The following is a 24,922-nucleotide window of genomic DNA, read 5'->3' on the forward strand; positions in this document are numbered from 1 at the left end:
GGCGGGAACGGCGGGCCCTTCGGCGGCGTACCGGGCGGGTTCTCCGGCGGCGGCGGGAACGGCGGGCCCTTCGGCGGCGTACCGGGCGGGTTCTCCGGCGGCGGCGGGAACGGCGGGCCCTTCGGCGGCGTACCGGGCGGGTTCTCCGGCGGCGGCGGGAACGGCGGGCCCTTCGGCGCATCCGATGCGCCCATCGACCGTGGGAACGGGCGCGTCATCGGCGACAAGCGAACGGGCGACTGAGGCTGAACAATGACAGGGCTCGCAGCGACCTTTTCTAAGCGCGCATCGATCGCGCGCCTCTCACTCAGACCCGTTTCCGATTGACTGAACAGATTCGGAAATCCGGGCACGGCACTATCATAAGACTCGGCGATGCAATCGTCGGTCCGCATAAAATGTCCCCCGATGTCATTGCAATGCGAAAAGCCTGCCTGTCTTCGGCGAGTATATCAAGATAGTTCGCCGCAGGATTAATGAGAAACTTTGACTGTTCGCTTCTTACCGGCCCATCGGCAGCGTCACCGTGACCTTGGTGCCGGCGCCTTTCTCGCTCCAGAGCTTGAGCGAGCCACCATGGAGTTCGGCCAGACCCACTGCAATGGGCAGGCCGAGACCGGAGCCTTGATGCTTGCGCGCAACGCTGCTTTCGACCTGACCAAACACCTGGAGTGCCAGCTTCTGCTCGATAGGGGTCATGCCGATGCCCGTGTCGGCGACGCAGATATCGACAAAGCCGGGCACCCCGGGTTGGACCGACAGCGTAACAACGCCACCAGGCTCCGTGAACTTGGCGGCGTTCGACAAGAGATTGAGCAGGATCTGCTTCAAGCGAATCGGATCGGCCTGGATCTCGGCGAGGGACGGGTCGCGCCAGGCCGCGAAATCGATTTGGCCCCGCTTGATCTGGGGTGCGACGAGCTCCCTGCAGCTGTCCAGCAGGCCCTGCAGATCGACCGGCTCGATCGAGAGGACAAAGCGCCCCGCCTCGATCTTCGACAGATCGAGAATTTCGCCGATCACCGACAGGAGATGACTGCCGGCCTCGTGGATCATGCCGGCATAGTTGCCCCAGGCCGGCCCGGGCGGCCCGCCGTAGCCGTCACGCATCATCTCCGCAAAGCCGAGAATCGCATTGAGCGGCGTGCGCAGCTCGTGGCTCATGTTCGCGAGGAACGCCGATTTCGCGCGGCTCGCCTCCTCGGCCGCCTTCCGCGCGACATCGAGCGCCTGGGCCTGGCTTTCGAGTGCCGCCGCCTGATCGACCAGCTTCGAGTTCAGCGCGGCCAGCTCGCTGGCGATCCGCCGCTGCGCCTCCGCCTCGGCCCGCGCCCGTTCCAGGCCGACCCGGGCCGCCGTATGCGCGGCATACTGGCGGGCGGCGAGCGCGTCGAGCCGTCCGCGCAACCGGTTGTGCTCCTGCAGGCACTCGAAAGCCTCGTAATCCTGACCAAGCGCCCGATGCACACGGGACAGCACCTCGAACACGCCGGCCCGCTCGCCGATCTCCTCGTTCTCGTCATAGGCGGCGAGCGCCACACGGGCATGCGCCAGCGCCTCGGCCGGCCGACCGAGCGCCAGCAGCGTCTCCGCGAGGCCGCGCTCGCCGATGGCGCCGCGCCAGCGATCGACGCCGCCGCTGTCGGCCAGGCTCTGGAATTGTTCGAGCGCGTCATCGAGCCGGCCTTCGAGCAGCAGATGTCGGCTCGACATCTCCAGGAATTCCCGTTGAGCCAGCACAGACACCCGGCACCCCGGCTCGCCCCGGCGTGCGATGAGCGGCGCGGCCCGCGCCTCCAGCAAGTCGTGCGCCTGGGTCAGCTGCGCATCGGCATTTTCGCCGGCAGCAAGCCGGTCGCGGACCTCATGCTGCAATAGCTCGACCAGATTATCGACGGTATAGACGATATCGTCCGGCACGTTGTCCCGGGTCTCTGGATGAGCATCGACCACGTCGAGCGCGCGCAGCAGCACCTCCTTGGCCCCGGTCGCCTCGCGCATGCTGATGAATGCGACGCCGAGGCCATTGAGCGCCGCCACGAGCGCGCCCGGCGCCGAAAGGGTCGAGAGCATTGCTTCTTTGGAGATCGCCGCCTCGACGCCGTGCTCGGCGAGCATGATCGCCCGCTCGAACAGCGGCAGGGCCGTTGCGACGTCGCCGAGCTTCAGCCGGCCATTACCCACGACCCGCCACGCTTCCGCATGGAGCCCGGACAGCCGCAGCTGCTCCTCTCCCGTCAGTCGCTCGAGAATGCCGATCGTCTCTTCGGCCAGGGCAATGCCGGCTTCGAGACGGCCCCAGAACAGCTCGGCCCGCGCCGCGATGCATAATGCGCGGGCGAGCAGGACTTCATCACCCAACCGCCGCGCCATATCAAGCGCCGCCACGAACGGCCCGATACCGTCGACGACCAGGTGCGCACCCCAGACCTCAAGCCGCGCGATTTCGTCAGCGAGACGCTGCAGCATCGCATCAACGTCTATGGCGGATGACTGCTTGTCCAATGCCCCCAATCCCGAAAATTGAACTATCTCCGGATCGACCGCCGTCCTGCCAGCATTCTTTCGTGTCGCACGTATTGGTTAAAACACAAACAAGAGCCCAATATCACCCGTTCGTCGCCCGCTCTCTTCATCAAACAGCATATCCACCGCGAATTGACGGCGAAAGCCGCGCGGCGTCCAGGCGCGCTCAATGGTGATTGATCGATCGAATCAAACGCGGCGAAGGCCGCGATTGAGCCGTTACTCGCGCCAGGGCCGTTGCTCAGGCCAGGACCGTTGCTCAGGCCAGGACCGTTGCTCAGGCCAGGACCGTTGCTCAGGCCAGGGCCGTCGGGCGCATCGTCATGGCTGACCGGGCGCCACGACCCGCCGTGGCAGCACGAGCTTCGCCACCAGCACCTGCACGACCTCGTCGCGCTGGTTCTTGGTTTCACTGCGCACCGTGGCCATGCCGCGGTCGGGGCGCGAGCGGGACGGCGTGATCTCGATGACTTCGCTCTCGACACGCAGCACGTCGCCCGGGCGCGTCGGGCGCGGCCAGGAAATCTCGGCCCCGGCGCCAATGATGCCGCCTTCGAGCGGCAGACCGCTCTCGACATTAAGGCGCATGGTGATGGCGGCGGTGTGCCAGCCGCTGGCCGCCAGGCCGCGGAACAAAGTCGCCTGCGCCGACGCATCGTCCAGATGGAACGGCTGCGGGTCGTAGACTTGAGCGAAGCCCCTGATCTCGTCCGCGTCGAGCGCATAGGTGCCACTGACGAAGCGCTGGCCGACCGTGAGGTCGTCGAGCGTCAGACGCCGGCGCGCCGCTGAGTTTGTCGGTTCGGTCATCGTTTCTCCTCCTGGCGTCGATCTTTGTCCCGGCCGGTCCGCCCCGGTAGAGGCGACCCGTTGTCACTTGCAGAACGATAGCGGCGATCGTAGGTTACTTGCATGACGCAATTATCAGCGCTTCCCACAGGGCTGGGCCGGCCGTTCTTCCGTCTCAGCATAGAATTGAGGGATTTCCCATGTCGAATTCCGATCCCGTCGTCATCGTCGCGGCCGCCCGCACGCCGCTCGGCCGCTTCCAGGGCGAGCTGTCGCCGCTCGCCGCGCCGCAGCTGGGCGCCCATGTCATTCGCGCGGCGCTCGAGCGCGCCAAGCTCGCGCCCGGCCGCATCGACGAGGTGCTGATGGGCTGCGTGCTGCCGGCCGGCCAGGGCCAGGCGCCAGCGCGCCAGGCGGCGCGCGGCGCGGGCCTGCCCGATGCGACCGGCGCCACCACGGTCAACAAAGTCTGCGGCTCCGGCATGAAGGCGACCATGCTCGCCCACGACCTGATCCGCGCCGGCTCGGCCGACATCGTCGTCGCCGGTGGCATGGAGAGCATGTCGAACGCGCCCTACCTGCTGACCAAAGCGCGCGCCGGCTATCGCTTCGGCCATGACCGCGTGCTCGACCACATGCTGCTCGACGGGCTCGAGGACGCCTACGAAGGCGGCCGGCAGATGGGCGATTTCGGCGAGGCCACGGCCGAGAAGTACGGTTTCACCCGCGCCGACCAGGACGCCTATGCCGTCGAGACCCTGACCCGCGCCCGGGCGGCAATCGACTCCGGCGCCTTCAAGGCGGAGATCGTGCCGATCACCGTGCCGGCCAAGGGCGGCGAGCGGCTCGTCGAGACCGACGAGCATCCGCTCAAGGTGGCGCCTGAGAAGATCCCGGGCCTGAAGCCAGCGTTCCGTGCCAACGGCACGATCACGCCGGCGAGCTCGTCGGCCAACGCCGACGGCGCTGCCGCCCTCGTGCTGACGCGCAAGTCGGTCGCGCTCAAGGAGGGCCTGCCGATCCTGGCCGAGATCAAGGGTCACGCGACGCACAGCCAGGATCCCGCCTGGTTCACGACCGCGCCGATCCCGGCGATCCGCAAGCTCCTGGACAAAACCGGCTGGGGCGTCGGCGACGTGGATCTGTTCGAGATCAACGAGGCGTTCGCCGCGGTCGCCATGGCGGCCCAGCACGATCTCGCGATCCCGCGCGACCGGCTCAACGTCAATGGCGGCGCCTGCGCGCTTGGCCATCCGATCGGCGCCACAGGCGCTCGTCTCATCGTAACCCTGCTGCACGCGCTAGAGCACCGCGGGCTCACGCGCGGCATCGCATGCCTGTGCATCGGTGGCGGCGAAGCGACGGCGATCGCGGTCGAACGGCCGCACTGACCGGCACGAACCTCCGTGCCGCCCGGTCCCACACACCCAGTTCACGATGCTGGGGGCCGGGCGGCATCCCCCTGGAGCAAAACGCGAAAAACACCCGGCGCTGATCAACCACACGAATAGTTAACTCGTCCGGTGGTAGAAACGGCACGACTTAAGCATTTTGGTTCCGGGGCTGATGATCGAGCACGCGAAAGACTGCCGCTGCCTGCGCTGCGGGATCTGGCGGGAAGGCACCCGGCGGATCGAAGCCGGCGAACTGGACCCGTGGGCCTTCCCCGCGACCCTGACGGCGATCGTCGCCGAGATTGTGGGCGGCCATCCCGACATCGAGGAACGCGCCCGCCGGGCGGAATGGTTCTGCAACCAGCTCTTGGGCCTCGTCGAGCAGCATGCGCCCAAGGAACGGGCTCAGACGATCGACGACACGACCAGCCATGCCGTGATCCTGCCCTTCAGGACGAACCGCCGACGCTGACCCGGCGGGCGCCTCGCGGCTGCGCCCGGCAACGCCCCATAGGGGCGTCACACAGCCGTAGGGGCGTCACACAGCCGCCGACAAACTTGCGATACCGTGGCCTCCCTCGGGATGGCCCCGCGCCTGACGAGCGGTCCGGGCGGGCGGTCCGGGCGGGTGGGAAGGTTTCGCACATGAAGGTGTTTCTGGTCGGCTGCAGTTTCTTGTTCCTGGCGGCGCTGCCGGGCGCCGCGGATGCCCAGAGCCTGATTGCGATCGATGCCGCCGATCCGCCGTTCATGTACGAGGCCGACGGCCGGCCGGCCGGCCTCTATCCGGCGCTGATCGCCGAGGCGTACCGCCGCATCAACATCGCCGTCACGATCACCACCATGCCCTGGAAACGCGCGCTCGACGATGCCGACGAGGGCAGGAGCGGCATCGGCGGGCTCTATAAGACGACGAGCCGACTCGAGAAATACGACTATTCCGACAAGCTGTTCGACGAGATCCTGCAGATCTACGTGCGCAAGGGTCATGGTTTCCCGTTCGCGACGATCGACGATCTCGCAGGGCGCACGATCGGCGTCATTCGCGGCTGGAGCTACGGCGACGCATTCGACGATGCGCGCCGGCAAGGTCTGTTCGCGGCCGAGGATGCGTCAGGCGACGCGCAGAATTTCGCCGTCCTCGAGGTCGGGCATATCGACTGCATCCTCGCCATCCGCGAGGCAGGCCTCGCCGTGATCCGCCGGCGTCACCTGGAGGAGCGGGTCGAAGCGCTGACGCCGCCGCTCTCCAACATCCCGACCTTCATCGCCTTCAACAAGTCGGCCGGCAAACGCGACGAGCTCAGCCGGTTCGACGCAGCACTCGCCGCGATGCGCCTGGACGGCAGTTTCGACCGTATCGCGCGCCGCGCGCTCGATCCTTGAGCGGCGGTGTGCCGTCTCGTCTCAGCCGCAAGTCACAGTCAGATGACGGCAGCGCGGCAGAACCATCCTTGGTTGCATCCACGACTGGGCGACCCCGCGCACACCGGCAACAAAAAACCCCCGAGGCCGTCGCCCCGGGGGTCTTAATCGGAAGAACCGATCCGTCGATTACGACTGGGTCGCAGCCTTCTTCTTCGACTTCTTCGCGGTCTTGTGAGCGGTGTGCTTCTTCGCTGCCTTCTTGGCGGGCTTCGTGGTCGTGGTCGCGTCCTGAGCGAACGCAACGGCCGGGACCGTGGCGGCGCCGACGAACGACAGCAGGGCGAGAGCGGAAACGAGGGCCTTCATGGAGATCTCCTGACTTTCAACGGCTGTTCTGGGTGCGAGAGTGATCGGTGTTCCGGTGTTTGGCCGGCCCTGACGACCCACCCATTGTTCACGATAGCACTATTACCATGACGCCAAGACTTAGCAACCACCTTTCACAAGGGATTCGCCGAAATTTGACACAGGCTATTGCGATAAATTCTTAGAAACTGGCAAAAACGGCAAGATCGACTGTCGCGTTTAAATATCGACCGCGCAGTTGACATTGGGAATATAGTCGGCGGCAGCAGCACTGTGGCGCCCTAAGCGAGAGCAACCCGACTGTCCGCAGTTGTACGCTCGCCCGGAAACCGAAATCAATCCGCGGCAAATCGCAGATTTCATCGCGCCGAAGACCGTAGCAAGAATGCCTCACTGTGGCGCGCCGATAGCCCGATCGCAGGCCTCAAGCGGTTGACCATGGCTGGCGAACGCCCCCGACAAGGCCCGGATTTCACGCCGCTTCAGCCGATTCCGCCCCGACTCGGACACAACTCCTCGGACGCGACTCCTAGGGCGCGGCTCCTCGGGCGCGGCTCCTCGGGCGCGACTCGGAGCGTCAGCGCCGCCGGCGAGCAGCCTGGTCACCAGCACGGGGACAAGGCTGATGGCACTGATCGCCGGCGTCGTCGCTTTGCGCATCTGCCCGTGCATGTAGATCGGCAACGGTGGGTCCGACCCGACGAGCATCAACGTGGTGTTGAAATTCTCGAAGGACATCAGAAACGCGATCAGGAACGCGCCAAACAACGCCGGCTTGAGGAACGGCACGAGGGCAGCACGGCGGTCGCGACATTGCCGATCGTCAGCATGAAGACGACGATCGAGCCGGCGACGATGCCGGGCATGGCATGCGGGATGATGATCCGGCGCAGCACGATCACACGGCTGCCGCCCTCGCCCGCATCCGTTAACATGAAATGCACCAATCCCGGCCAAATTGGCCTGACCGTCGGACAACGAATACCAAGCCGGTCTTGGGAGGGACGTTTATGCTCACCGCCTTCAGCAACCAGCGCCTGTCGGTCAAGCTGGGTGCCGCGTTCGGCCTGCTCGTTGCGACCGTCGTTGCGATGATCGCGCTGTCGCTGAGCCAGTTCGCGGCCCAGAACGCCCGGCTTGAAGCGCTGACCTCGGGGCCGGTACGGCAGACGGCGCTGGCACAGAACGCGGTCCTGAGCCTGGTCAAGATGTCCCGCGCGGCACGCGATCTGGTGATCGAGCGCACGGATGCCGGCAAGGCGGCCGCCATCACCGAGATCGCGGCCGAGAAGGCGAATCTCGCGACGCTGAGCGACAGCCTGCAGGCGCTGCCGAGCGCCGCCCAGTCGGCCAAGCTCAAGGATTTCCTCGACCAGGCCGGGAAGTACGGCGCGATCGTCGACGAGATGACCAGTCTCGCCAAGCTCAATTCGAAGTCGCGCGCGCTCGCCCTCTCGTCCACCAAGGGGGCCGAAGCCTTCCACAAGGTCGAAAGCCAGGTGTCGGCCATGATCGATGCCGAGACCAAGATTGCCGACAGCGAGCGCAACGTCCTGGTCCAGCGCATGATCGGCACCGGCCTGCGCCTGCTCGCCGAACTCAACCACTTCTATGGTCTGGAGAAGGACACGATCGCCGAGATCGACGACCAGCGTCTCGATCAGCTCGAAAAGGACCTCGACGCCGCCGCCGATCGCATTTCCGACTTGCGCGACAAGGTCCGCGCCTTCTCGAGCTCTCAGCTGGCGCCGCCGGAGATGATGGACCAGATGAACATCGTCGACGACGGCTTCGACCAGTGGCTCGCCGTCGACAAGGAGATCCGGCGCTTGACGCGCGAGAACGGCGACGGCAAGGCGCAGACGATCGCCACCACCCGCGGCAAGGCGGCGCTCGACGCGGCCGAAGCGGCCGCCCGTTCCTGGCTCGACGAGACCAACCAGGCCATGCAGGGCGAGCTCGCCCAGGCCCGCGGCAGCTATGTCACCAACCGCGGTCTCCTGATGCTGCTGGCGTTCGGCGGTTCGGCGATCGGCTTGGCGCTCGCCTGGCTCATTGTCCGCAACGAGATCACCCGCCCGCTCGAGAGCCTGCGCCAGGTGATGGCGCGGCTGGCCAGCGGCGACCTCGCAAGCGAGGTGACGGGCGTCGCGCGGCGCGACGAGATCGGCGACATGGCGCGCACGGTCCAGGTGTTCAAGGACGGGCTTGGCGAGACCGAGGCGCTACGCCGGGACCAGGAGCAGACACGCCGCGATGCCGAGGCGAACCGCCGGGCAGCGCTGATCACCCTGGCGCGGGATTTCGAGGCGACGGTCGGCGCCGTCGTCACCGCCGTCTCACAGTCGGCGGCGCAGATGACCCGGGCTGCCGGCACGCTCGCCGACCGGACGACGGTGGCGCGCGACCGCACCATCGCCGTTGAGGCCGACGCGACGCGCGCATCGGAACGGGTCTCGGCGGTCGCGGCCGCGACCGAGCAGATGGCAGGATCCGTGGCCGAGATCGCCCGCCAGGTGACGGAAGCGACACGCGCCACCGGCAGCGCCGTCGACGAGGCCGAGCACGGCAATACCGAGATGCGCGGCCTCGCCGAGACCGCCCAAAAGATCGGCGAAGTGGTCGCGCTCATCAGCCAGATCGCAAGCCAGACCAACCTCTTGGCGCTGAACGCGACCATCGAGGCCGCGCGTGCCGGCGAAGCCGGCAAGGGCTTCGCGGTCGTGGCAAGCGAGGTGAAGGTGCTCGCCCAGCAGACCGCCCAGGCGACGGAAGAGATCGGTGCCCATGTGAGCGCTATCCAGAGCGCCACCGGCCGCGCCGTGGCGGCAATCCGCGGCGTCGGCACGACGATCTCCAAGATCGACGGCATCACGACGACGATCGCGGCGGCCGTGGAGGAGCAGGAGGCGACGACGCGGGAGATCGCCGGCAACGTCGACGGTGCCGCGCGTGGCACTGAAGGCGTCTCGACGACCATCACCGAGGTCAGCGGCGCCGTGACGGACGCCGGGACCGAAGCGGCCTCGGTCGCCGAGGTCGCGGCCGCGCTGGCCCGCCAGTCGGTCGAGTTAGAGAGCCAGGTTGGAGCGTTCCTGGCGCATATCCGCGCCGGCTGAGCCCAAGAAGAAGCGGTCGAGCGCCTCGCGCGTGCCGGGCGGCACGTGCAGGCCGAGCTTGGAGCGGCGCCACAGCACGTCGTCGGCCGACCGAGCCCATTCCTGGTCGCGCAGATAGACGACTTCGGCCTCGGTCAGGCCGCCGCCGAAGTCGTGGCCTAGCCCGGCAAGATCGGTGGCACCGGCCAGGATCCGGTCGACACGGCTACCGTAGGCGCGGGCGAGGCGCCGGGCGAGCGGCGCCGGGAGCCAAGGTTTCGTCTGCTGCAGCTGCTTGAGGAACGCATCGAAATCATCGCCGGGCAGATCGCCGCCCGGGAGCGGAGCGGTCGCTGTCCAGGGCTGGGTCGGCCGCGGCAGGAACGGCTCGAGCTTTTGGAGCGCATGTTCGGCCAGGCGCCGAAAGGTCGTGATCTTGCCGCCGAAGATCGAGAGCAGCACGGGCTCGCCCTTGGCGCCCTCGACGTCGAGCACATAGTCGCGCGTCACCGCCGACGCATTCGACGCCGCATCGTCATAGAGCGGCCGCACGCCGGAATAGCTCCACACCACGTCGGCGGGCGTCACCTTCGTCTTGAAATAGCGGCTCACCGTCTCGGCGAGATAGGCGGTCTCATCCCGGTCGATCGCGACCGCGGCCGGATCCGCCTTGTAGGGCACGTCCGTCGTGCCGACGAGCGTGAAGCGGCCTTCGTAGGGAATGGCGAAGACGATGCGCTTATCGGGATTCTGCAGGATATAGGCCTGTTCGCCTTCGAACAGGCGCGGCACGATAATGTGGCTGCCCTTGACGAGCCGCGGCGCCTTGCCGTTCGGGTTGCCGAGCCGCTGGCGCAGCACGTCGCCGACCCAGGGCCCCGCCGCGTTCACCAGAATCGGCGCCTCGACCCGGCGCCGGCTGCCGTCGGCCAGGTCCTCGATGGTCGCGACCCAATGATCGCCCTGCCTCTCGGCCGAGACGAAGCGCGTGCGGGTGCGGATCTCCGCCCCCCGCTCCGCCGCGTCGCGCGCATTCAGCACGACCAGGCGGGCATCCTCGACCCAGCAGTCGGAATAGACATAGCCGCGCTTGATCGAGGGATCGAGGCCGGCCCCGCGCGGATCGCGCGTCAGATCGACCGCGTGCGAACCGGGCAGGCGCTGCCGGCCACCTAAATGATCGTAAAGGAACAATCCCAGCCGGATCATCCAGGCCGGACGCAGGCCCGGCGGATGGGGCAGCACGAAGCGCAGCGGCCAGATGATGTGCGGCGCCAGGCTCAAGAGCCGCTCACGCTCGATCAGCGCCTCGCGCACCAGGCGGAACTCGCCATATTCGAGATAGCGCAGGCCACCGTGGATCAGCTTGGTGCTGGCAGAGGACGTGGCGCTCGCCAAGTCGCCCTGCTCGACCAGCAGCACCTTCAAGCCGCGTCCCGCGGCGTCGCGCGCGATGCCGGCGCCGTTGATGCCGCCGCCGATGACCAGCACATCGACCTGTTGGCTTCCGTTCATCGCGCTTCCCTCGCCTTGTGCTCATATAGAATAAGGCGGCCGGGGAAATGTTCGCAATCGAAATCACTATGCGCGTTTTCGCGCACAGCCACGCCGGGAAAGCCGCTCCCGATCGATCAGGGCACGGTGAAGCTGTGGAAGTTTGGGCTGTGCGGCGAGTTGTCGGGCTGGAAGTCGGCACAGGCGGCAACGCCCGACGCGACGGCGACGGCAAAGAGAACGGCGGGGAGCGCCCGGCGTAAGCGGAATAGATGAGCGGACATGGCACGATCCTCCAAAGCACCTGCGGTCCCAAGACCGCCGGCCGAACCGGCTCATTCCATCGGCCTCTCCAACCGAAGGAGTCTGGCACCCTCGTTCGACCTCTCGGAAGACGTGGTATCCCGTGACGCCCGCGCCATGCGCGGGCTCACATGCGAGCTATACGCCGGTCGCCCTTGAAACGACCGGCGGTCCTTTTCGGCCTCAACGGCGCATCAGGCCGACGTAGTTCTCGGCAAGGCTTTCCGAGGCCGCGCGCGAGCTCGTGACATAGTCGAGCTCGGCCAGTTGGACGCGCTGGTCGAAATCGCTGCGATCGTCGAAACGATGCAGCATCGAGGTCATCCACCAGGAGAAGCGCTGCATGCGCCAGATGCGCTTCAGGCAGGTCTCGGAATAGGTTTCGAACCCTTCTTCGCTGCCCAGCCGGTAGAAGGCGTCGAACGCCTCGGCCAGCACGCGGATGTCGGCGACGGCAAGGTTCATCCCCTTGGCGCCGGTCGGCGGCACGATATGGGCGGCGTCACCCGCCAGGAACAGCCGGCCGTAGCGCATCGGCTCGGTCACGAAGCTGCGCATGGGCGTCACACTCTTCTGCAGAATGGGCCCCTCGTTGAGCCGCCAGCCATCGGCCCGGTCGCCGAGCCGCTTGTGCAGCGCCGCCCAGATCCGCTCGTCCGACCATTGGCTGAGGTCCTCGTCCGGCCGGCATTGCAGATAGAGCCGCGTGATCTCCGGCGAACGCATGGAATAGAGCGCGAAGCCGTCCGGGTGATTGGCGTAGATCAGCTCGTCCTGCGACGGCGCCGCCTTCGCCAGGATGCCGAGCCAGGCGAACGGATAGATGCGGTCGAAGGTCTTGATCCGGTCCGCCGGAATCGACGGGCGGCACACGCCGTGGAACCCATCGCAACCGGCGATGAAATCGCATTCGAGCTCTTGCGCGGTGCCCTGGTGTTGGAAGCGGATCTTCGGCCGCGCGCCGTCGAACTCATGGACCGAGACGTCCTCGGCCTCGAACCGGAGATCGCCGCCGTCGGCAAGGCGCTGGGCGATCAGGTCCTTCACCACCTCATGCTGGCCATAGACCGTGACGCCGTGGCCGCCGGTCAGCTCGGCGAAATCGATCCGGTGGTTGCGGCCGCCGAAGCGCAGCTCGATGCCGTGATGCATCAGCCCTTCCCGCCGCATGCGCGCACCGACGCCCGCCTCGTTCAGCAGGTCGACCGTACCCTGCTCCAGCACGCCGGCGCGGATACGCTCCTCGACATACTTCCGGCTGCGCGCCTCGAGCACGACCGAGGCAATGCCGCAGCGGTGCAGCAGATGGGACAATAGCAGGCCAGCAGGCCCCGCACCGACAATCCCAACCTGCGTCCGCATCGTCCCGCTCCTCCCACGACCATCGGCACGCCCTCAAGCGGCGTGCTCTCGCAGTCACGATTAGAGCAGGTTATGTTTGTTAGGCAAACAGTTTGTTTGATGAACTGATAGATCGCACCATAGCGCGATTCAGTGGTGCGCCATTCAGTAGTGTGGGGGCGGCGGCTCGTTCCGCGGATCCGTGCCAGCGCCATAACGCAACGCCTCCAGCTGATCGGACAGCCGGGCGAGCCGCTGGGTCAGGAGATCGATCCGCTTCCACTGCTCGATGACGATCTTGTTCAGGTCTTCGATGACCTCGTCCTGATGCATGAGGCGCATTTCGAGCGCGTCGATCCGGCGAGCCAGCGCGTCGGCATCATTCATCGGCGGTCTCCCTCCCCTCGCCCGGGATCGTTCCCGGCCGCTCGACCAGCCCCTGGCCGAGCGCCACCCGCTCGTCGAACACGAAACAGTCGCCGGACCAGCGGCTCGCCTCGGCCGGCACTTCTTCCAGGTATTTCAGGATGCCGCCCTTCAAGTGGTAGACCGTCTCGAAGCCGCGGGCGAGCATGTAGGCGCTCGCTTTCTCGCAACGGATGCCGCCGGTGCAGAACATCGCCACCTTCTTGTGGACCGTGGGATCGAGGGTGCGATCGACGAAGGCACGGAACTCGCTGAAGCACATCGTCCCCGGATCGAGCGCGCCCTTGAAGCTGCCCATCGCGACCTCGAAGGCGTTCCGTGTGTCGATGAGCACCACATCGGGTGCCGCGATGAGCGCGTTCCAGTCCGTTGGCGCAACATAGGTCCCGACCCGGTGCACCGGATCGACCGACGGGTCGCCGAGCGTCACGATCTCGCGCTTCACCTTCACCTTGAGCCGGCCGAACGGCATCCCGGCGGCGGTCGACCGCTTGAGCTCGAGATTGTCGAGCCGGCCACCAAACAGGGCGCCGTGGGTCAGCTCCGCGACAAGCACGTCGATCGCGGCTTCGGTCCCCGCGAGCGTGCCGTTCAGACCTTCGGCGGCGAGCAGCAGCGTGCCGCGCAGGCCGAGCTTCTCGCACAGTGCGCGCACGGGCGCCTGCAGCACGCGGCAGTCCGGCAGGGCGACGAATTGATAGAGTGCGACGACATGGGTGGCCATGGCGCGTGGTCTAGCAGCAGTCACCGCGTGGTGAAAGCCGCTTGGGATCCCTCGACGCCGGTTAGTCGATGCCAGCCAGGGGCCGCGCGATCTCCTCGAGCGGGCGCCGCTCGGCCGCAACGCCCAGACGGAGCTCGACGACCGCGGCGATCAGCATCAGCGCCGCCGCGAAGACATAGCCGCCGCCGACCTGGAGCCGCGCGCCGGTGCCGATGAGCTGGCCGAACACCGCCGGCCCGGCGACGCCGCCGACCGCCGTGCCCAGCGCATAGAACAGCGCGATCACGAGCGCGCGGATTTCGAGCGGGAAACTCTCCGAGACCGTGAGATAGGCCGAGCTTGCCGCGGCCGAGGCGAAGAAGAAGATGACGCTCCAGCCGATGGTCTGGCCGACAGCATCGACTTGCCCGGCCGCGAACAAACCCGCCAACAGCAGCAGCAACCCGCCCGAGAGCGCATAGGTCAGGGTGATCATCACCTTGCGCCCGACCGTGTCGAACAGGCGGCCGAGCAGCATCGGCCCGAAGAAATTGCCGGCAGCGAATGGCAGGATATAGAGCCCGATCCGGTCGGCCGGCACCTGGTAGAAGCGGCCGAGAACCAGCGGATAGGTGAAGAAGATCGCGTTGTAGAAGAAGGCCTGCGCGACCATCAGCACGAGGCCCAGCACGACGCGGCGGCGATGGTCGCGCAACAGGCTGCGGCCGAGCTCGACGAAGCCGATCGCACGGTCGCGCGTGCGGAGCCGGATTCTCGGCAACCCAGCAGGCGCCGGCTGGCCGCAGCGCTCTTCGATCTCCGCCAGGATCGCCTCCGCCTCGGCAATGCGGCCTTTCGTCATGAGCCAGCGCGGGCTTTCAGGCACCCATTGCCGGAGCAGCAGCACGATGAGGCCCAGCACCGCGCCGATGCCGAACGCGAGACGCCAGCCCATGTCGGGCGGCAGCAGGCCCGGCTGCAGCAGCCAGACGGCACCGCCGGCACCGGCCGCCGCCCCCAGCCAGAAGCTGCCGTTGACCAGGAGGTCGGTGCGGCCGCGCAGGCGTGCCGGGATCAGTTCCTGGATCGCCGAATTGATCGCGGCATATTCGCCGCCGATGCCGGCGCCGGTCAGCGCGCGGAGCAGCGCGAAGCTCCAGAAATCGACGGCGCAGGCGCTGGCCAGCGTCGAGACCAGGTAGAGCAGCAGCGTGATGTTGAACAGGCGCTTGCGGCCCCAGCGGTCGGTCAGCCAGCCGAAATAGAGCGCGCCCGACACCGCGCCGATCAGATAGGCGCTCGCGGACAGGCCGATCTGCGCATCGCTCAGCGCCAGCCGCGGGCTCGCCTGCAGCGCGCCGGACACGGCGCCGGCCAGCGTCACCTCGAGCCCGTCCAGCACCCAGGTGATGCCGAGCGCCGCAATGACCAGCGTGTGGAACCGACCCCAGCTGAGCCGGTCGAGCCGGGCCGGGATGTCGGTGTCGAGCACGCTGCCGTCAGTTGCGCCTTCAGCCGCGGGCGTCATTATATCGGGTCATGGAACACCTCCTCGCCAGGAGGAATCGCCCTGCAGCCCGTGCGGGTTCCGGCGCAGGAACCTGCCAGCCGCTCAGGACGGGACGACGAGGCTCGTCGCGATGCCGCCCATGGCGAGGCCGATCAGCGCGTCGAGCACGCGCCAGGACCGCGGATCGGCGAACAGCGGGCGTAGCAGCCGCGCGCCGTAGCCGAGGCCGAAGAAGAACAGGAAGGACGCGGTCATGGCGCCCGCCGCGAACAGCGCCCGCCGGCCGTCATAGCGCGTCGATACCGAGCCCAAGAGCGAGACCGTGTCGAGATAGACGTGCGGATTGAGCCAGGTAACGGCCAGGCAGAAGGCGATGGTCCGGCCCAGCGGCGCCTCGTCCGCGTCCGACGGCACCAGCCCCGCTTCGTTCCGCCAGGCCGAGCGCAGGCTGCGCAGCGCATAGAGGCCGAGGAAGACCGCTCCACCGTAGCGCATGGCGCCGCCCAGCCACGGCAGGAACCGCGCCAGGCTGCCGAAGCCGGCGACGCCGGCCGTGATCAGGACCGCGTCCGAGAGTGCGCACACAAGGCAGACGGCGAACACGTGCGTCCGACGCAGGCCCTGGCGCAGCACGAACGCGTTCTGCGCGCCGATCGCGACGATCAGGCTGAGGCCGAGCAAGAAGCCCGGCAGATAGGCGTTGAGCATACGGCCCTCCCAAGGACGAGCCGTTTGACTAGCCGAGCCGGGATCGTTAGAGAATTTAATTTCTATTAGCTGAATTTAACATCGCTAATGCTCGACTACGATCATCTGTCGGCGCTGGCCGCCGTCGTGCGGACCGGCAGCTTCGAGAAGGCGGCGCAGCAGCTGGGTGTCACACCATCGGCGGTCTCGCAGCGCCTGAAGCTGCTGGAGGAGCGGATCGGCGCCGCACTCGTCGTGCGCGGCCAGCCCAATGTCGCGACGCCGGCCGGCGCCCGGCTTTGCCGCCATGCGGAGGATGTCGGCCTGCTCGAACGCGCGCTCCGCGCCGATCTCGGCGAACTCGGCCTCGCGGCGCAGCCCACGACGATCCGGATCGCAGTCAATGCCGACAGCCTCGCGACCTGGTTCGTCGAGGCGATGGCCGCGACCGAGGGGGTGCTCTATGACCTCGTGCTCGACGACCAGGACCATAGCGCCGACTGGCTCCGGCGCGGCGAGGTCGCGGCGGCGGTCACCGCGTCCACCGGCAGCGTGCAGGGCTGCGGCAGCCGGCCGCTCGGTGCGCTGCGCTACGTCGCAACGGCTTCGCCCGAGTTCATGCGGCGCTGGTTCGCGGACGGCGTCGACGAGGCCGCGTTGCGCGCAGCCCCGTGCCTGCGCTTTAACCAGAAGGACGAGCTCCAAGCCCGCTGGATCCGCAATCTTATCGACCGGACGGTGGCGACGCCGACCCACTGGCTGCCGGCATCCCAGGCGTTCGTTGACGGCGCGCTTGCCGGGCTCGGCTGGGGCATGAACCCCGAGCCGCTGGTGCGGCACCATCTGGCGAGCGGCCACCTGGTGCTGCTGGCAATCTCACCGCTCGACGTTTCACTCAACTGGCAATGGTCGCGCGCGGTCGAGGCCGCCCTCGCCGACGTGACGCGGGCCGTGACGGCGACGGCGCGGCGCTTCCTCGTCCAGTGAGTGCCGCGGCTACCCGGCGGCCCTGACCAGGTTCGCGAGCGCCGCGCCGCGCGCGAGCCGGCCGATGTTCTCGGCGATCGTCTGGCGCCGCCGGGCCATCATGCCGTCGGTCCAGCCCGACATGTGCGGCGTCATCACCACATTGTCGAGTTCGTGGAACGGCAGCCGCGCCGGCAGTGTGCCGGAGGATTCGCCGGCCGGCGGATAGACGTACCAGGTGTCGATCACCGCCCCGCCGATCCGGCGCTCTGCCAGGGCGTCATAGAGCGCCTGCTGGTCGATGACCGGCCCGCGGCCGACATTGACGACGACCGCGTCGGGCCGCATGGCGGCGAAGGCCGCGGCGCCGAGCAATCCCTCGGTCTCCGGCAGGTGCGGCAGCGAGCAGACGATGAACTCGGCCGCGGCGCAGAATTCCTCGAGCCGGTCGAGCGTATAGCTGGCCGAGACCGGCGGCTCGGCTGCCACGGGCCGGCGGTTCGCGACCAGCACGCGCATGTCGAACGCGTCCGCGAGGCGCGCGATGCGCCGGCCGATATGGCCATAGCCGAGGAGCCCGATGGTGCGGCCGGCGAGCTCGCCATGCAGCGAGCCGTCGCGCGCCGACCAATAGGCCCACTCGCCGCGCCGGAGTTCCCGGTCGGCGTGGTCGATCGGCACGACATGGCGCAACAGCGCCGCCATCACATATTCGCCGATCGCCGTCTCGTGCCCGAAGCAGTTGCAGACGGCCGCTGCCGACGGCAGGCGCTTGAGGTCGACCGCATCGGTGCCGGCGCCCGGCACATGGAACAGGCGCAGCGCGCGCGGCGCCGGCAGCTCGGCATTGTAGAAGCTGCTGACGATCACTTGGGCCGTCTCATAGGCCGCCACCTCCTCGGCTGTGCGCAGCCGGTCCGGCAGCAGGCGGATGTCGTGCGGCCCGTCGAGCAGCGCCTCGATGCCCTCGGCGAAAGTCGCCGCGTTGCGGCCATGGAAGACGATCTGCATCGAGGAGTCCTCAGCTGAGTGCGGGTTCGATATCGAGGCCGACGTCGAGCAGCGCCGGGTCGATCTCCTGCTCCAGCCGGTCGACCATCGCGCCGGCGAGCCCGATCACAAGGTCGGACGCGGCCTTCGCTGCTTCCGCATTCTGCCGGATCACCGCGTCGAGGATCGGGATATGGCCATCGATGCTGGCCTTGACCTCGTCCGCAGTGCCAACATGGGTCAGGTAGAGCCAGCCGGTGCGGCGGAACATGGTGTGGAGCGGCCTCAGCGTGTGCGCCAGGAACGGCTCCGCCGCGGCCTCCAGCAGGATCCGGTCGAGCAGCCGGTCGTAGACGTTGAACTCGTCCACGGTCATGACATCGCGCCGCTCGCGCAGCTTGCGGGCGAGCCGCATCATCTGGCTGCGCTGGGCCGCACTCGCGCGGAGTGCAGCGAGGCTGACGACGAAGCGCTCCATCTCCCGGCGCAGCTGCAGCAGCGTGGCTTCGCGGGCGAGATCGATCGGCATGACTCGCAGGCCGGCGCGCGGCCGGACGGAAAGGAGCGTGTCGGCCGCGAGCCGCTTCACCGCCTCGTGCACCGGCGTGCGCCCGAGGCCAATCAGTGCCTGGATATCCTGCAGCGTGACCTCAGCACCGGGACGCAGCCCGCACCGGACGATCTGGGCCTCGAGCCGCTCGTAAGCGAGCTCGGCCAGGCTCAAGCGCTGCGCGCTCGGATGCGGCAGGATCTCTGCCGTCTCAGACGGGGGCCGAGTTGCCATGGGGTCTCGCCTCGAATTCAAGTCTTCACCATCCTATGCAGAAAGTTTCTTGCGCGCCAAACTGAAATTTCACAATATGTCAAAAAATACCGAAGCCGATACCCGAACCGCAAAGCGCGGACGGGCACGGCACAACGGCAAGCGGCACCAGCCCGCGGATCTTCGCGGGCCCCACGGCAGCGCAGAACGGGAGGAAGCAAAGTGGCAGCATCCACGATCGACCCAGTGGCGGGCGACCAGGCGCCCACGCGAGAGACCGGCGCCAGCGAAGAGCAGCTCTATCGGCGGGTCATCTACCGCATCGTCCCCCTGCTCTTCCTGGGCTTCATCATCTCCTATCTCGACCGGGTGAACATCGGCTTCGCCAAGCTGCAGATGGCGCGCGAATTCGGGCTCAGCGACACGAGCTTTGCCGTGGGCGCCAGCGTCTTCTTCTGGGGCTACATGCTGTTCGAGATCCCGAGCAACCTGGTGCTGCACCGGATCGGCGCGCGCGTCTGGATCGCGCGGATCATGATCAGCTGGGGCATCGTCTCCATGCTGATGATCTTCTCGCGCAGCGAAACCGCCTTCTACGCGCTGCGCTTCCTCTTGGGTGTGTGCGAGGCGGGCTTCGTGCCCGGCGTCATGTTCTACGTCAACGGCTGGCTGCCCTCGACCCGGCAGAGCGGCCTCTATTCGCTGTTCCTGATGGCGCTGCCGGTCAGCCTCGTGCTGGGGGCCCCGTTGTCCGGCGCCATCCTGGACATGGCAAACGGCTGGCTCGGCATCAGCGGCTGGCAATGGCTGTTCCTCATCGAAGGCCTGCCGGCGATCCTGCTTGGCCTCGTCATCCTGGCCCGGCTCGACAGCCGGATCGCCGGCGCCCGCTGGCTCTCCGAGGGCGAAAAGCAGCTGCTGACCGCCCGCGTCGCCGAGGAGGCGCGCGACAAGGCCGGCGACATCTGGACGCTGCTCCGGACCGGCCGCGTCTATCTGCTGCTCGCGATCATGATCCTGTTCAACACCGGCTTCTACGGCCTGTCGTTCTGGCTGCCGTCGATCGTCAAGGCGGCTGGCATCAAGAGCGATCTCGACGTCGGCCTGTTGACCGCGATCCCGTTCGTTGTCGCGGCCTTTGCCATGCGGCTCAACGCACTGCATTCGGAAAAGGCCGGCGAGAAGCGCCTCCATGGCGCCGCACCGGCAATCCTCGCGGGCCTGGCACTCCCGTTGAGCGCCTATTTCTCCCAGAACCTTGCCGCCTCGCTGGCGCTCATCGCCGTCGCGGCCGCCGGCATCCTGTCGCTGATGCCGATCTTCTGGACGCTGCCCGGTCGCATCCTGACCGGCAAGGCCGCGGCGGTCGGGCTTGCTGGCATCAATTCGTTCGGCAGCCTGTCCGGCATCCTCGGCGCCATGATCATCGGCTACGCCGGGCCGCAGCTCGGCATCATCATCCTCGGCGTCTTCCTGCTCATGGCCGGGATGCTGCTCTATCTGGCGACCGGGCTGGCGCCGCGCACGGCCGCCACGCCGGGAGTTCGGCCGCTTACATTGGAAACGACACCCTGAAGACCGGCGCGGTCGCTGCTGGAATTATTCGGCCTCAAGCGCTATATGACCATCTACATGGTCAGGAATGCGACATGGACACGATGAATCTGGCTGAAGCCAAAGCGCATCTGAGCGAGCTGGTCGATCGGGTGGAGGCCGGCGATTCGATCAACATCACCCGGCGCGGCAAGCCGGTTGCGCAACTGACCGCCGTGGAAAAGCCCCGCAAGCGGATCGACGTGGCCATGCTTCGAGCCCTGACGGCTGTCATGCCGCCGCAGGCGCAGAACGCAGCCGATCTTATACGATCGATGCGTGATGGCGATCGTTACTGATGCTCTATCTCGACACGTCGCTGATCGTCGCGGCGCTTTCCAACGAGGCCGCAACCGCTCGTGTGCAAACCTGGCTGGCGGAGCAGGATCCGGCGCAGCTCCTGATCAGCGACTGGACCATCACTGAGCTGTCGTCCGCCTTGGCGATCAAGCTCAGGACCGGTCAGATGACGCTTCAGCAACGCGCAGCGGCCTTGGCGATGTTCCATAAGCTGGTCTCGGAGAGCTTCACCGTCCTGCCGGTGTCTGGCGGGCATTTTCGGGCGGCGGCGAAGTTCGTCGATCAGCATGCTCTCGGCCTGCGTGCGGGCGACGCGCTCCACCTCGCAACGGCGTCTGAACAAGGCGCCACGGTCCATACGCTCGATCAGCGGCTTGCTGAGGCAGGACCTATGCTCGGCATCCCCACGCGGCTGCTGGCATGAGCCTCTCGCGGGGGGGGGGGGGGGGAGGAGCCCGCCCCTCACGCCCGGTCCGCGGGTATCGCCAGAAACTCCAGCACCACTCGAGTGATGTGCTGGAGCCATCGCTCGCGCGCCGCCGGAGCCGCCAGGTTCTGCCCGAGGTAATGCGAGAACGTGTGCGTGTTCGACTGGTAGAAATAGGCGAGCGCCGTGATGGTCAGCAGCATCTCGACCGGCTCCGCATCCTGCCGGAAGCAGCCGGCCGCCTGGCCGCGCGTCAAGAGATCCTCGAGGATGCCGACCTGCGGGAACGACAGGCTCTGGATCCGCTGCGACTCGCGGACGTGGACCGCCTTATAGAGATTCTCGGTATTGAGCAGGCTGATGAATTCCGGATGCTCTAGGTAATAGGTCCAGGTGAAGGCGATGAAGCGCCGGACACCCTCGACCGGCTCGGTCGTCTCAAGGTCGAGCGCCTGCTCGGCGCCGATCAGATCGCCGTAGACCGCTTCGAGCGCCGCCCGGAACAGGCCTTCCTTGCTGCCGAAATAATAGTAAGGCATGCGCTCGTTCGTGCCGGCGCTTCGGCTGATCTTGTCGACCCGCGCGCCGCCATAGCCTTCCCGCGCGAATTCGTCGATCGCCGCTTTCAGGATTGCTGCCCGCGCCGCCTCGGAATCCCGGGGAGCCCGCTTGCGCTCCGTCGTCAATGCCGGCGGCGCGACCGCTGCGGCTGCCTCAAGCTGCTTCATGGCCGACATCCTCGCTCGCTTCCTCCGCTCCCGCAAAGCCCGAACCGGATCGCTTACCCGAATATCGCCGACCGCGGTATTTTCAGCATTGCAGCGCTTTTAATTAAGTGCATACTTAACACGATCCTCAGCAACGGAGATGCGCGGCGATGGCAGACCTGAACCCCGCTTTGAACGCACCGAGCCTGGCCGCGGGCCTCGCCGGTCGGCGTATTCCGTTTGAAGCCGTGCCGGTCATCGATCTGGCGCCGCTCCTCGCCGACCCGGCGCATGGGGCCACCGCGGCGGCGATCGGCGAAGCTTGCCGCACGGTCGGCTTTCTCTACGTGCGCAATCACGGCGTGCCGCAGGAGCTGGTCGACACGGTCTTCGCGCTCGGCCGACGCTTCTTCGACGAGCCGCTCGACGCGAAGATGGCGATCCACATCGCCCGCTCGCCGCATCACCGCGGCTATTTCCCGATGTTCGAGGAGAACACCGACCCGACCTTGACGGCCGACCTCAAGGAAGGGTTCGACATGGCGCTCGACCTGCCGCCGGACGACCCGCACGTGAAGGCGGGCGTGCCGCTGCACGGGCCCAATGTCTGGCCGGAGGCGCTGCCGGACTTCCGCCCGACGCTCGAACGCTATTACGGCGAGATGCGCCAGCTCGCCGAGCGGCTGATGCGCGCCTTCGCCGTGGCGCTCGACCTTTCGCCCGACTTCTTCGCCGACAAGATCGACAAGCCGCTGGCCCAGCTGCGGCTGCTGCACTATCCGCCCCAGCAGGGGCACGTGGAGGAAAAGACGCTCGGCTGCGGCGCCCACACGGACTACGGCTGCCTCACCATCCTGGCGCAGGACGAGGTCGGCGGGCTGCAATTGCAGAACAGCGCCGGGGAGTGGATCGCAGCACCGCCGATCCCGGGCACCTTCGTCGTCAACATCGGCGACCAGATGGCGCGCTGGAGCAACGATGCCTTCGCCGCGACGCTGCACCGTGTCATCAACACGAGCGGGCGCGAGCGCTATTCCGTGCCGTTCTTCTTCGATCCGAACTTCGATGCGCTGGTCGAGTGCCTGCCAAGCTGCCACTCGGCCGAGCAGCCGCCGCTCTATCCGCCGATCCGCGCCGGCGAGCATCTGCTCAACCGCTTCAACGCCACGTTCGCCTACCGCAAGACGACCGAAAGCGACACCCCCGACCACTGACCACCGACCACTGACCCACACCGCCAAGCCGAGGGCCGCCCCCATGCTTTACATGAATCGCCGATCCGTCCTGGTTTCCTCCCTTGCGGCGCTGTCGAGCCTGGCGGTGCGGCGCACGGCCTTCGCGGCCGATGCCGGGGCCCTCACCTTCACGAGCTGGGGCGGTAGCACGCAGGACGCCCAGAAGGCCGCCTGGGCCCAGCCCTTCACGACGAGCAGCGGCTTCACGGTGAAGCAGGACGGGCCGACCGACTACGGCAAGTTCAAGAGCATGGTCGACGCCGGGGCCGTCAGCTGGGACGTGGTCGATGTCGAGGCGGATTTCGCCCATCGCGCCGCGGCGCAAGGCCTCCTGGAAAAGCTCGATTTCTCGGTGATCGACCGCAGCCGGCTCGACCCGCGCTTCGTGTTCGACTACGGCGTCGGCAGCTTCTTCTTCGCCTTCGTGCTCGCCTATAATACCCAGGCGCTGCACGGGGCGGCGCCTGCGGGCTGGGATGCGCTGTTCGATCTAAAAAAATATCCCGGCAAGCGTGCGCTCTACAAATGGCCGTCGGCCGGCGTCGTCGAGATCGCGCTGCTCGCCGACGGCGTCACCCCGGACAAGCTCTACCCGCTCGACCTCGACCGGGCGTTCCGCAAGCTCGACACGATCAAGGCCTCGATCCTGTGGTGGGGCAGCGGCGCGCAATCCCAGCAGCTGATCGCCTCCGGCGAGGCGAGCCTCGGCATGTTCTGGAACGGCCGCATTCACTATCTGGAGCAGGAAAAGGCACCGGTGGCGCCCGTGTGGAAGCAGAACCTGACCTTCTCCGACATGCTGGTGGTACCCAAGGGCACGCGCAATCGGGAAGCGGCGATGCGCTTCATCGCCGAGGCGACAAGCGCCAAGGCGCAAGCCGCCTTCGACAATGCGACCGCCTACGCGCCGATCCATCTCGACGCCGTGCCGCTGCTCGACAAGAGCATCGCCGCGTCGAGCCCGACCTCGCACACCGACAGCCAGATCGGCCTCGATGCGCAATATTGGGCGACAAACGGTGCTGCCATCGCCGAGCGCTGGAACGCCTGGCAGGTGGCCTGAGACTTGGCGGGACGCGTGCGTACTGAACCTGTGCGTACTGGACGTGTGAGGAGTAGCGGCCTGCTGCTGTCCCTGCCGGCGCTCCTGTTCCTGGCGCTGTTCTTCGCGCTGCCGACCCTGCTGTTCCTCGCCCGCAGCTTCGGCGAGCCGCAATGGGGCTTCGGCAATTACGCGACACTGCTCGGCAATGCGACCTACGCCAAGGTGCTGGCCAACACGTTCCTCTTGGCCGGCATCGTGACGGTACTCTCGATCGCGATCGGCTATCCGGTCGCCTGGGCCCTAACCCTCATGCGCCAGCGCACGCGCAAACTCGTGCTCGCGATCCTGCTCCTGTCCATGTGGACGAACTTGTTGGCCCGGACCTATGCCTGGCTCGTGCTGCTGCAGCGGTCGGGCGTCGTGAACACGCTGCTCATGCAGCTGGGTGTCATCTCCGAGCCGCTGCCGCTGGTCAATAATCTCACCGGCGTGGTGATCGGCATGACCTACATCATGCTGCCGTTCGCCGTCCTGCCGCTGCAGGCGACGCTCGCCACGATCGACCCGGTGCTGCTGCAGGCGGGCTCGGTCTGCGGCGCCCGGCCGTTCACCGTGTTCCGCCGGCTGTTGCTGCCGATGAGCCTGCCCGGCATCGCCACGGCGGCGGTCATGATCTTCGTCATGTCGCTCGGCTACTACATCACGCCCTCGCTCCTGGGCGGCACCGGCACCATGATGGTGGCGGAGCTGATCGCGGAGCAGATCCAGTCGTTCCTGAACTGGGGCCTGGGCAGCGCTGCGGCCCTGGTGCTCCTGACCGCGGCACTCCTGCTCTATCTGGGCTTCGCAGCCACGGTCGAACGGCGTGCGGTGATTACGGAGTGAGGCCGA

At 67.2% G+C, this 24,922-nt stretch carries 27 protein-coding genes; 11 read left to right on the top strand and 16 right to left on the bottom strand.

Annotation, left to right across the window (positions count from 1 at the left end; genetic code table 11):
• The 3 genes from IEY58_RS34450 to IEY58_RS22820 all read right to left on the bottom strand — a co-directional run.
• Positions 1-218 (bottom strand): hypothetical protein (locus IEY58_RS34450; RefSeq protein WP_229743895.1); only part of this gene is annotated, 218 nt, incomplete at its 3' end.
• Between the two features lie 283 nt (positions 219-501).
• Entirely contained in the window at positions 502-2,469 is a 1,968-nt protein-coding gene (locus tag IEY58_RS22815) for an ATP-binding protein (RefSeq protein ID WP_189050126.1), read from the bottom strand.
• A gap of 378 nt (positions 2,470-2,847) precedes the next feature.
• The gene (locus tag IEY58_RS22820; protein WP_189050127.1) at positions 2,848-3,336 is read right to left on the bottom strand and encodes a MaoC family dehydratase; all 489 of its coding nucleotides are present in this window, start codon (positions 3,334-3,336) and stop codon (positions 2,848-2,850) included.
• A 179-nt stretch (positions 3,337-3,515) separates the two neighbouring features.
• Here IEY58_RS22820 and IEY58_RS22825 point away from each other — a divergent pair, with 179 nt between their 5' ends.
• From IEY58_RS22825 to IEY58_RS22835, 3 genes are all read left to right on the top strand, one after another.
• Entirely contained in the window at positions 3,516-4,706 is a 1,191-nt protein-coding gene (locus IEY58_RS22825; RefSeq protein WP_189050129.1) for an acetyl-CoA C-acyltransferase, read from the top strand.
• A gap of 175 nt (positions 4,707-4,881) precedes the next feature.
• Positions 4,882-5,181: a hypothetical protein gene (locus IEY58_RS22830; protein ID WP_189050131.1), complete on the top strand. Its 300-nt coding sequence runs from the start codon at positions 4,882-4,884 to the stop codon at positions 5,179-5,181.
• 173 nt (positions 5,182-5,354) lie between these two features.
• Positions 5,355-6,095 carry a substrate-binding periplasmic protein gene (locus IEY58_RS22835; RefSeq protein ID WP_189050133.1) on the top strand — a complete coding sequence of 247 codons (741 nt, stop codon included), beginning with the start codon at positions 5,355-5,357 and terminating at the stop codon, positions 6,093-6,095.
• A gap of 168 nt (positions 6,096-6,263) precedes the next feature.
• On the opposite strand, the gene IEY58_RS22840 is transcribed toward IEY58_RS22835, so the two are convergent.
• The 3 genes from IEY58_RS22840 to IEY58_RS22850 form a co-directional block, all read right to left on the bottom strand.
• Entirely contained in the window at positions 6,264-6,443 is a 180-nt protein-coding gene (locus IEY58_RS22840) for a hypothetical protein (RefSeq protein ID WP_189050135.1), read from the bottom strand.
• A 390-nt stretch (positions 6,444-6,833) separates the two neighbouring features.
• Entirely contained in the window at positions 6,834-7,232 is a 399-nt protein-coding gene (locus tag IEY58_RS22845) for an ABC transporter permease (RefSeq protein ID WP_189050137.1), read from the bottom strand.
• Positions 7,193-7,378: a hypothetical protein gene (locus IEY58_RS22850; protein ID WP_189050490.1), complete on the bottom strand. Its 186-nt coding sequence runs from the start codon at positions 7,376-7,378 to the stop codon at positions 7,193-7,195. The genes IEY58_RS22845 and IEY58_RS22850 overlap by 40 nt, the downstream gene beginning before the upstream one ends.
• A gap of 75 nt (positions 7,379-7,453) precedes the next feature.
• Here IEY58_RS22850 and IEY58_RS22855 point away from each other — a divergent pair, with 75 nt between their 5' ends.
• On the top strand, positions 7,454-9,562 hold the full coding sequence (locus IEY58_RS22855) for a methyl-accepting chemotaxis protein (protein WP_189050138.1): 2,109 nt from the start codon (positions 7,454-7,456) through the stop codon (positions 9,560-9,562).
• On the opposite strand, the gene glpD is transcribed toward IEY58_RS22855, so the two are convergent.
• From glpD to IEY58_RS22890, 7 genes are all read right to left on the bottom strand, one after another.
• The gene (gene glpD / locus IEY58_RS22860) at positions 9,515-11,056 is read right to left on the bottom strand and encodes a glycerol-3-phosphate dehydrogenase (RefSeq protein ID WP_189050139.1); all 1,542 of its coding nucleotides are present in this window, start codon (positions 11,054-11,056) and stop codon (positions 9,515-9,517) included. The genes IEY58_RS22855 and glpD overlap by 48 nt on opposite strands.
• Positions 11,057-11,172: 116 nt before the next feature.
• Complete coding sequence (locus IEY58_RS22865) at positions 11,173-11,319, bottom strand: hypothetical protein (RefSeq protein WP_189050140.1); 147 nt, start codon at positions 11,317-11,319, stop codon at positions 11,173-11,175.
• A gap of 202 nt (positions 11,320-11,521) precedes the next feature.
• Positions 11,522-12,700: a 4-hydroxybenzoate 3-monooxygenase gene (pobA, locus tag IEY58_RS22870; RefSeq protein ID WP_189050141.1), complete on the bottom strand. Its 1,179-nt coding sequence runs from the start codon at positions 12,698-12,700 to the stop codon at positions 11,522-11,524.
• A 144-nt stretch (positions 12,701-12,844) separates the two neighbouring features.
• Positions 12,845-13,066, bottom strand: coding sequence for a SlyX family protein (locus IEY58_RS22875; protein ID WP_189050142.1), 222 nt, complete (start codon positions 13,064-13,066; stop codon positions 12,845-12,847).
• Positions 13,059-13,829, bottom strand: a complete 771-nt coding sequence (gene trhO, locus IEY58_RS22880; RefSeq protein WP_189050143.1) for an oxygen-dependent tRNA uridine(34) hydroxylase TrhO — start codon at positions 13,827-13,829, stop codon at positions 13,059-13,061. Before trhO ends, IEY58_RS22875 begins: the two co-directional genes overlap by 8 nt.
• A gap of 61 nt (positions 13,830-13,890) precedes the next feature.
• Positions 13,891-15,336 (bottom strand): MFS transporter, encoded by a 1,446-nt coding sequence (locus tag IEY58_RS22885; RefSeq protein ID WP_189050144.1) that lies wholly within the window; start codon positions 15,334-15,336, stop codon positions 13,891-13,893.
• Between the two features lie 84 nt (positions 15,337-15,420).
• Complete coding sequence (locus tag IEY58_RS22890; RefSeq protein ID WP_189050146.1) at positions 15,421-16,026, bottom strand: LysE/ArgO family amino acid transporter; 606 nt, start codon at positions 16,024-16,026, stop codon at positions 15,421-15,423.
• Positions 16,027-16,113: 87 nt separating this feature from the next.
• On the opposite strand from IEY58_RS22890, the gene IEY58_RS22895 reads away from it, so the two are divergent.
• Positions 16,114-16,992, top strand: a complete 879-nt coding sequence (locus IEY58_RS22895) for a LysR family transcriptional regulator ArgP (RefSeq protein WP_189050148.1) — start codon at positions 16,114-16,116, stop codon at positions 16,990-16,992.
• A gap of 9 nt (positions 16,993-17,001) precedes the next feature.
• Here IEY58_RS22895 and IEY58_RS22900 read toward each other — a convergent pair whose 3' ends face one another.
• Both IEY58_RS22900 and IEY58_RS22905 read right to left on the bottom strand, forming a co-directional pair.
• Positions 17,002-17,982 carry a 2-hydroxyacid dehydrogenase gene (locus IEY58_RS22900; protein WP_189050150.1) on the bottom strand — a complete coding sequence of 327 codons (981 nt, stop codon included), beginning with the start codon at positions 17,980-17,982 and terminating at the stop codon, positions 17,002-17,004.
• Positions 17,983-17,992: 10 nt separating this feature from the next.
• Positions 17,993-18,745, bottom strand: a complete 753-nt coding sequence (locus IEY58_RS22905; protein WP_189050152.1) for a GntR family transcriptional regulator — start codon at positions 18,743-18,745, stop codon at positions 17,993-17,995.
• Between the two features lie 201 nt (positions 18,746-18,946).
• On the opposite strand from IEY58_RS22905, the gene IEY58_RS22910 reads away from it, so the two are divergent.
• From IEY58_RS22910 to IEY58_RS22920, 3 genes are all read left to right on the top strand, one after another.
• Positions 18,947-20,299, top strand: coding sequence for an MFS transporter (locus IEY58_RS22910; RefSeq protein WP_229743896.1), 1,353 nt, complete (start codon positions 18,947-18,949; stop codon positions 20,297-20,299).
• Between the two features lie 74 nt (positions 20,300-20,373).
• Entirely contained in the window at positions 20,374-20,616 is a 243-nt protein-coding gene (locus IEY58_RS22915; RefSeq protein ID WP_189050155.1) for a type II toxin-antitoxin system Phd/YefM family antitoxin, read from the top strand.
• The gene (locus IEY58_RS22920; protein WP_189050157.1) at positions 20,616-21,041 is read left to right on the top strand and encodes a type II toxin-antitoxin system VapC family toxin; all 426 of its coding nucleotides are present in this window, start codon (positions 20,616-20,618) and stop codon (positions 21,039-21,041) included. The genes IEY58_RS22915 and IEY58_RS22920 overlap by 1 nt, the downstream gene beginning before the upstream one ends.
• 38 nt (positions 21,042-21,079) lie before the next feature.
• On the opposite strand, the gene IEY58_RS22925 is transcribed toward IEY58_RS22920, so the two are convergent.
• Complete coding sequence (locus IEY58_RS22925) at positions 21,080-21,772, bottom strand: TetR/AcrR family transcriptional regulator (RefSeq protein WP_189050159.1); 693 nt, start codon at positions 21,770-21,772, stop codon at positions 21,080-21,082.
• A 149-nt stretch (positions 21,773-21,921) separates the two neighbouring features.
• Here IEY58_RS22925 and IEY58_RS22930 point away from each other — a divergent pair, with 149 nt between their 5' ends.
• From IEY58_RS22930 to IEY58_RS22940, 3 genes are read left to right on the top strand one after another with little or no spacing between them, the layout of a single operon-like run.
• Positions 21,922-22,965: an isopenicillin N synthase family dioxygenase gene (locus IEY58_RS22930; protein ID WP_189050161.1), complete on the top strand. Its 1,044-nt coding sequence runs from the start codon at positions 21,922-21,924 to the stop codon at positions 22,963-22,965.
• A 43-nt stretch (positions 22,966-23,008) separates the two neighbouring features.
• Positions 23,009-24,049 (top strand): ABC transporter substrate-binding protein, encoded by a 1,041-nt coding sequence (locus IEY58_RS22935; protein WP_189050163.1) that lies wholly within the window; start codon positions 23,009-23,011, stop codon positions 24,047-24,049.
• A 45-nt stretch (positions 24,050-24,094) separates the two neighbouring features.
• Positions 24,095-24,916 (top strand): ABC transporter permease, encoded by an 822-nt coding sequence (locus tag IEY58_RS22940; RefSeq protein WP_229743897.1) that lies wholly within the window; start codon positions 24,095-24,097, stop codon positions 24,914-24,916.
• The last annotated feature ends 6 nt before the right edge of the window (positions 24,917-24,922 follow it).

Origin of the sequence: Aliidongia dinghuensis (assembly GCF_014643535.1) — a bacterium.
In the GTDB taxonomy this organism is placed as follows: Bacteria; Pseudomonadota; Alphaproteobacteria; order ATCC43930; family CGMCC-115725; genus Aliidongia; species Aliidongia dinghuensis.

Bases quoted from the DNA above. Each gene is read 5' to 3' on its own strand.
- IEY58_RS22815 (WP_189050126.1), bottom strand. From the start codon at position 2,469: ATGCTGCAGCGTCTCGCTGACGAAATCGCGCGGCTTGAGGTCTGGGGT.
- IEY58_RS22820 (WP_189050127.1), bottom strand. From the start codon at position 3,336: ATGACCGAACCGACAAACTCAGCGGCGCGCCGGCGTCTGACGCTCGAC.
- IEY58_RS22825 (WP_189050129.1), top strand. From the start codon at position 3,516: ATGTCGAATTCCGATCCCGTCGTCATCGTCGCGGCCGCCCGCACGCCG.
- IEY58_RS22830 (WP_189050131.1), top strand. From the start codon at position 4,882: ATGATCGAGCACGCGAAAGACTGCCGCTGCCTGCGCTGCGGGATCTGG.
- IEY58_RS22835 (WP_189050133.1), top strand. From the start codon at position 5,355: ATGAAGGTGTTTCTGGTCGGCTGCAGTTTCTTGTTCCTGGCGGCGCTG.
- IEY58_RS22840 (WP_189050135.1), bottom strand. From the start codon at position 6,443: ATGAAGGCCCTCGTTTCCGCTCTCGCCCTGCTGTCGTTCGTCGGCGCC.
- IEY58_RS22850 (WP_189050490.1), bottom strand. From the start codon at position 7,378: ATGTTAACGGATGCGGGCGAGGGCGGCAGCCGTGTGATCGTGCTGCGC.
- IEY58_RS22855 (WP_189050138.1), top strand. From the start codon at position 7,454: ATGCTCACCGCCTTCAGCAACCAGCGCCTGTCGGTCAAGCTGGGTGCC.
- glpD (WP_189050139.1), bottom strand. From the start codon at position 11,056: ATGAACGGAAGCCAACAGGTCGATGTGCTGGTCATCGGCGGCGGCATC.
- IEY58_RS22865 (WP_189050140.1), bottom strand. From the start codon at position 11,319: ATGTCCGCTCATCTATTCCGCTTACGCCGGGCGCTCCCCGCCGTTCTC.
- pobA (WP_189050141.1), bottom strand. From the start codon at position 12,700: ATGCGGACGCAGGTTGGGATTGTCGGTGCGGGGCCTGCTGGCCTGCTA.
- IEY58_RS22875 (WP_189050142.1), bottom strand. From the start codon at position 13,066: ATGAATGATGCCGACGCGCTGGCTCGCCGGATCGACGCGCTCGAAATG.
- trhO (WP_189050143.1), bottom strand. From the start codon at position 13,829: ATGGCCACCCATGTCGTCGCACTCTATCAATTCGTCGCCCTGCCGGAC.
- IEY58_RS22885 (WP_189050144.1), bottom strand. From the start codon at position 15,336: ATGACGCCCGCGGCTGAAGGCGCAACTGACGGCAGCGTGCTCGACACC.
- IEY58_RS22890 (WP_189050146.1), bottom strand. From the start codon at position 16,026: ATGCTCAACGCCTATCTGCCGGGCTTCTTGCTCGGCCTCAGCCTGATC.
- IEY58_RS22895 (WP_189050148.1), top strand. From the start codon at position 16,114: ATGCTCGACTACGATCATCTGTCGGCGCTGGCCGCCGTCGTGCGGACC.
- IEY58_RS22900 (WP_189050150.1), bottom strand. From the start codon at position 17,982: ATGCAGATCGTCTTCCATGGCCGCAACGCGGCGACTTTCGCCGAGGGC.
- IEY58_RS22905 (WP_189050152.1), bottom strand. From the start codon at position 18,745: ATGGCAACTCGGCCCCCGTCTGAGACGGCAGAGATCCTGCCGCATCCG.
- IEY58_RS22915 (WP_189050155.1), top strand. From the start codon at position 20,374: ATGGACACGATGAATCTGGCTGAAGCCAAAGCGCATCTGAGCGAGCTG.
- IEY58_RS22920 (WP_189050157.1), top strand. From the start codon at position 20,616: ATGCTCTATCTCGACACGTCGCTGATCGTCGCGGCGCTTTCCAACGAG.
- IEY58_RS22925 (WP_189050159.1), bottom strand. From the start codon at position 21,772: ATGAAGCAGCTTGAGGCAGCCGCAGCGGTCGCGCCGCCGGCATTGACG.
- IEY58_RS22930 (WP_189050161.1), top strand. From the start codon at position 21,922: ATGGCAGACCTGAACCCCGCTTTGAACGCACCGAGCCTGGCCGCGGGC.
- IEY58_RS22935 (WP_189050163.1), top strand. From the start codon at position 23,009: ATGCTTTACATGAATCGCCGATCCGTCCTGGTTTCCTCCCTTGCGGCG.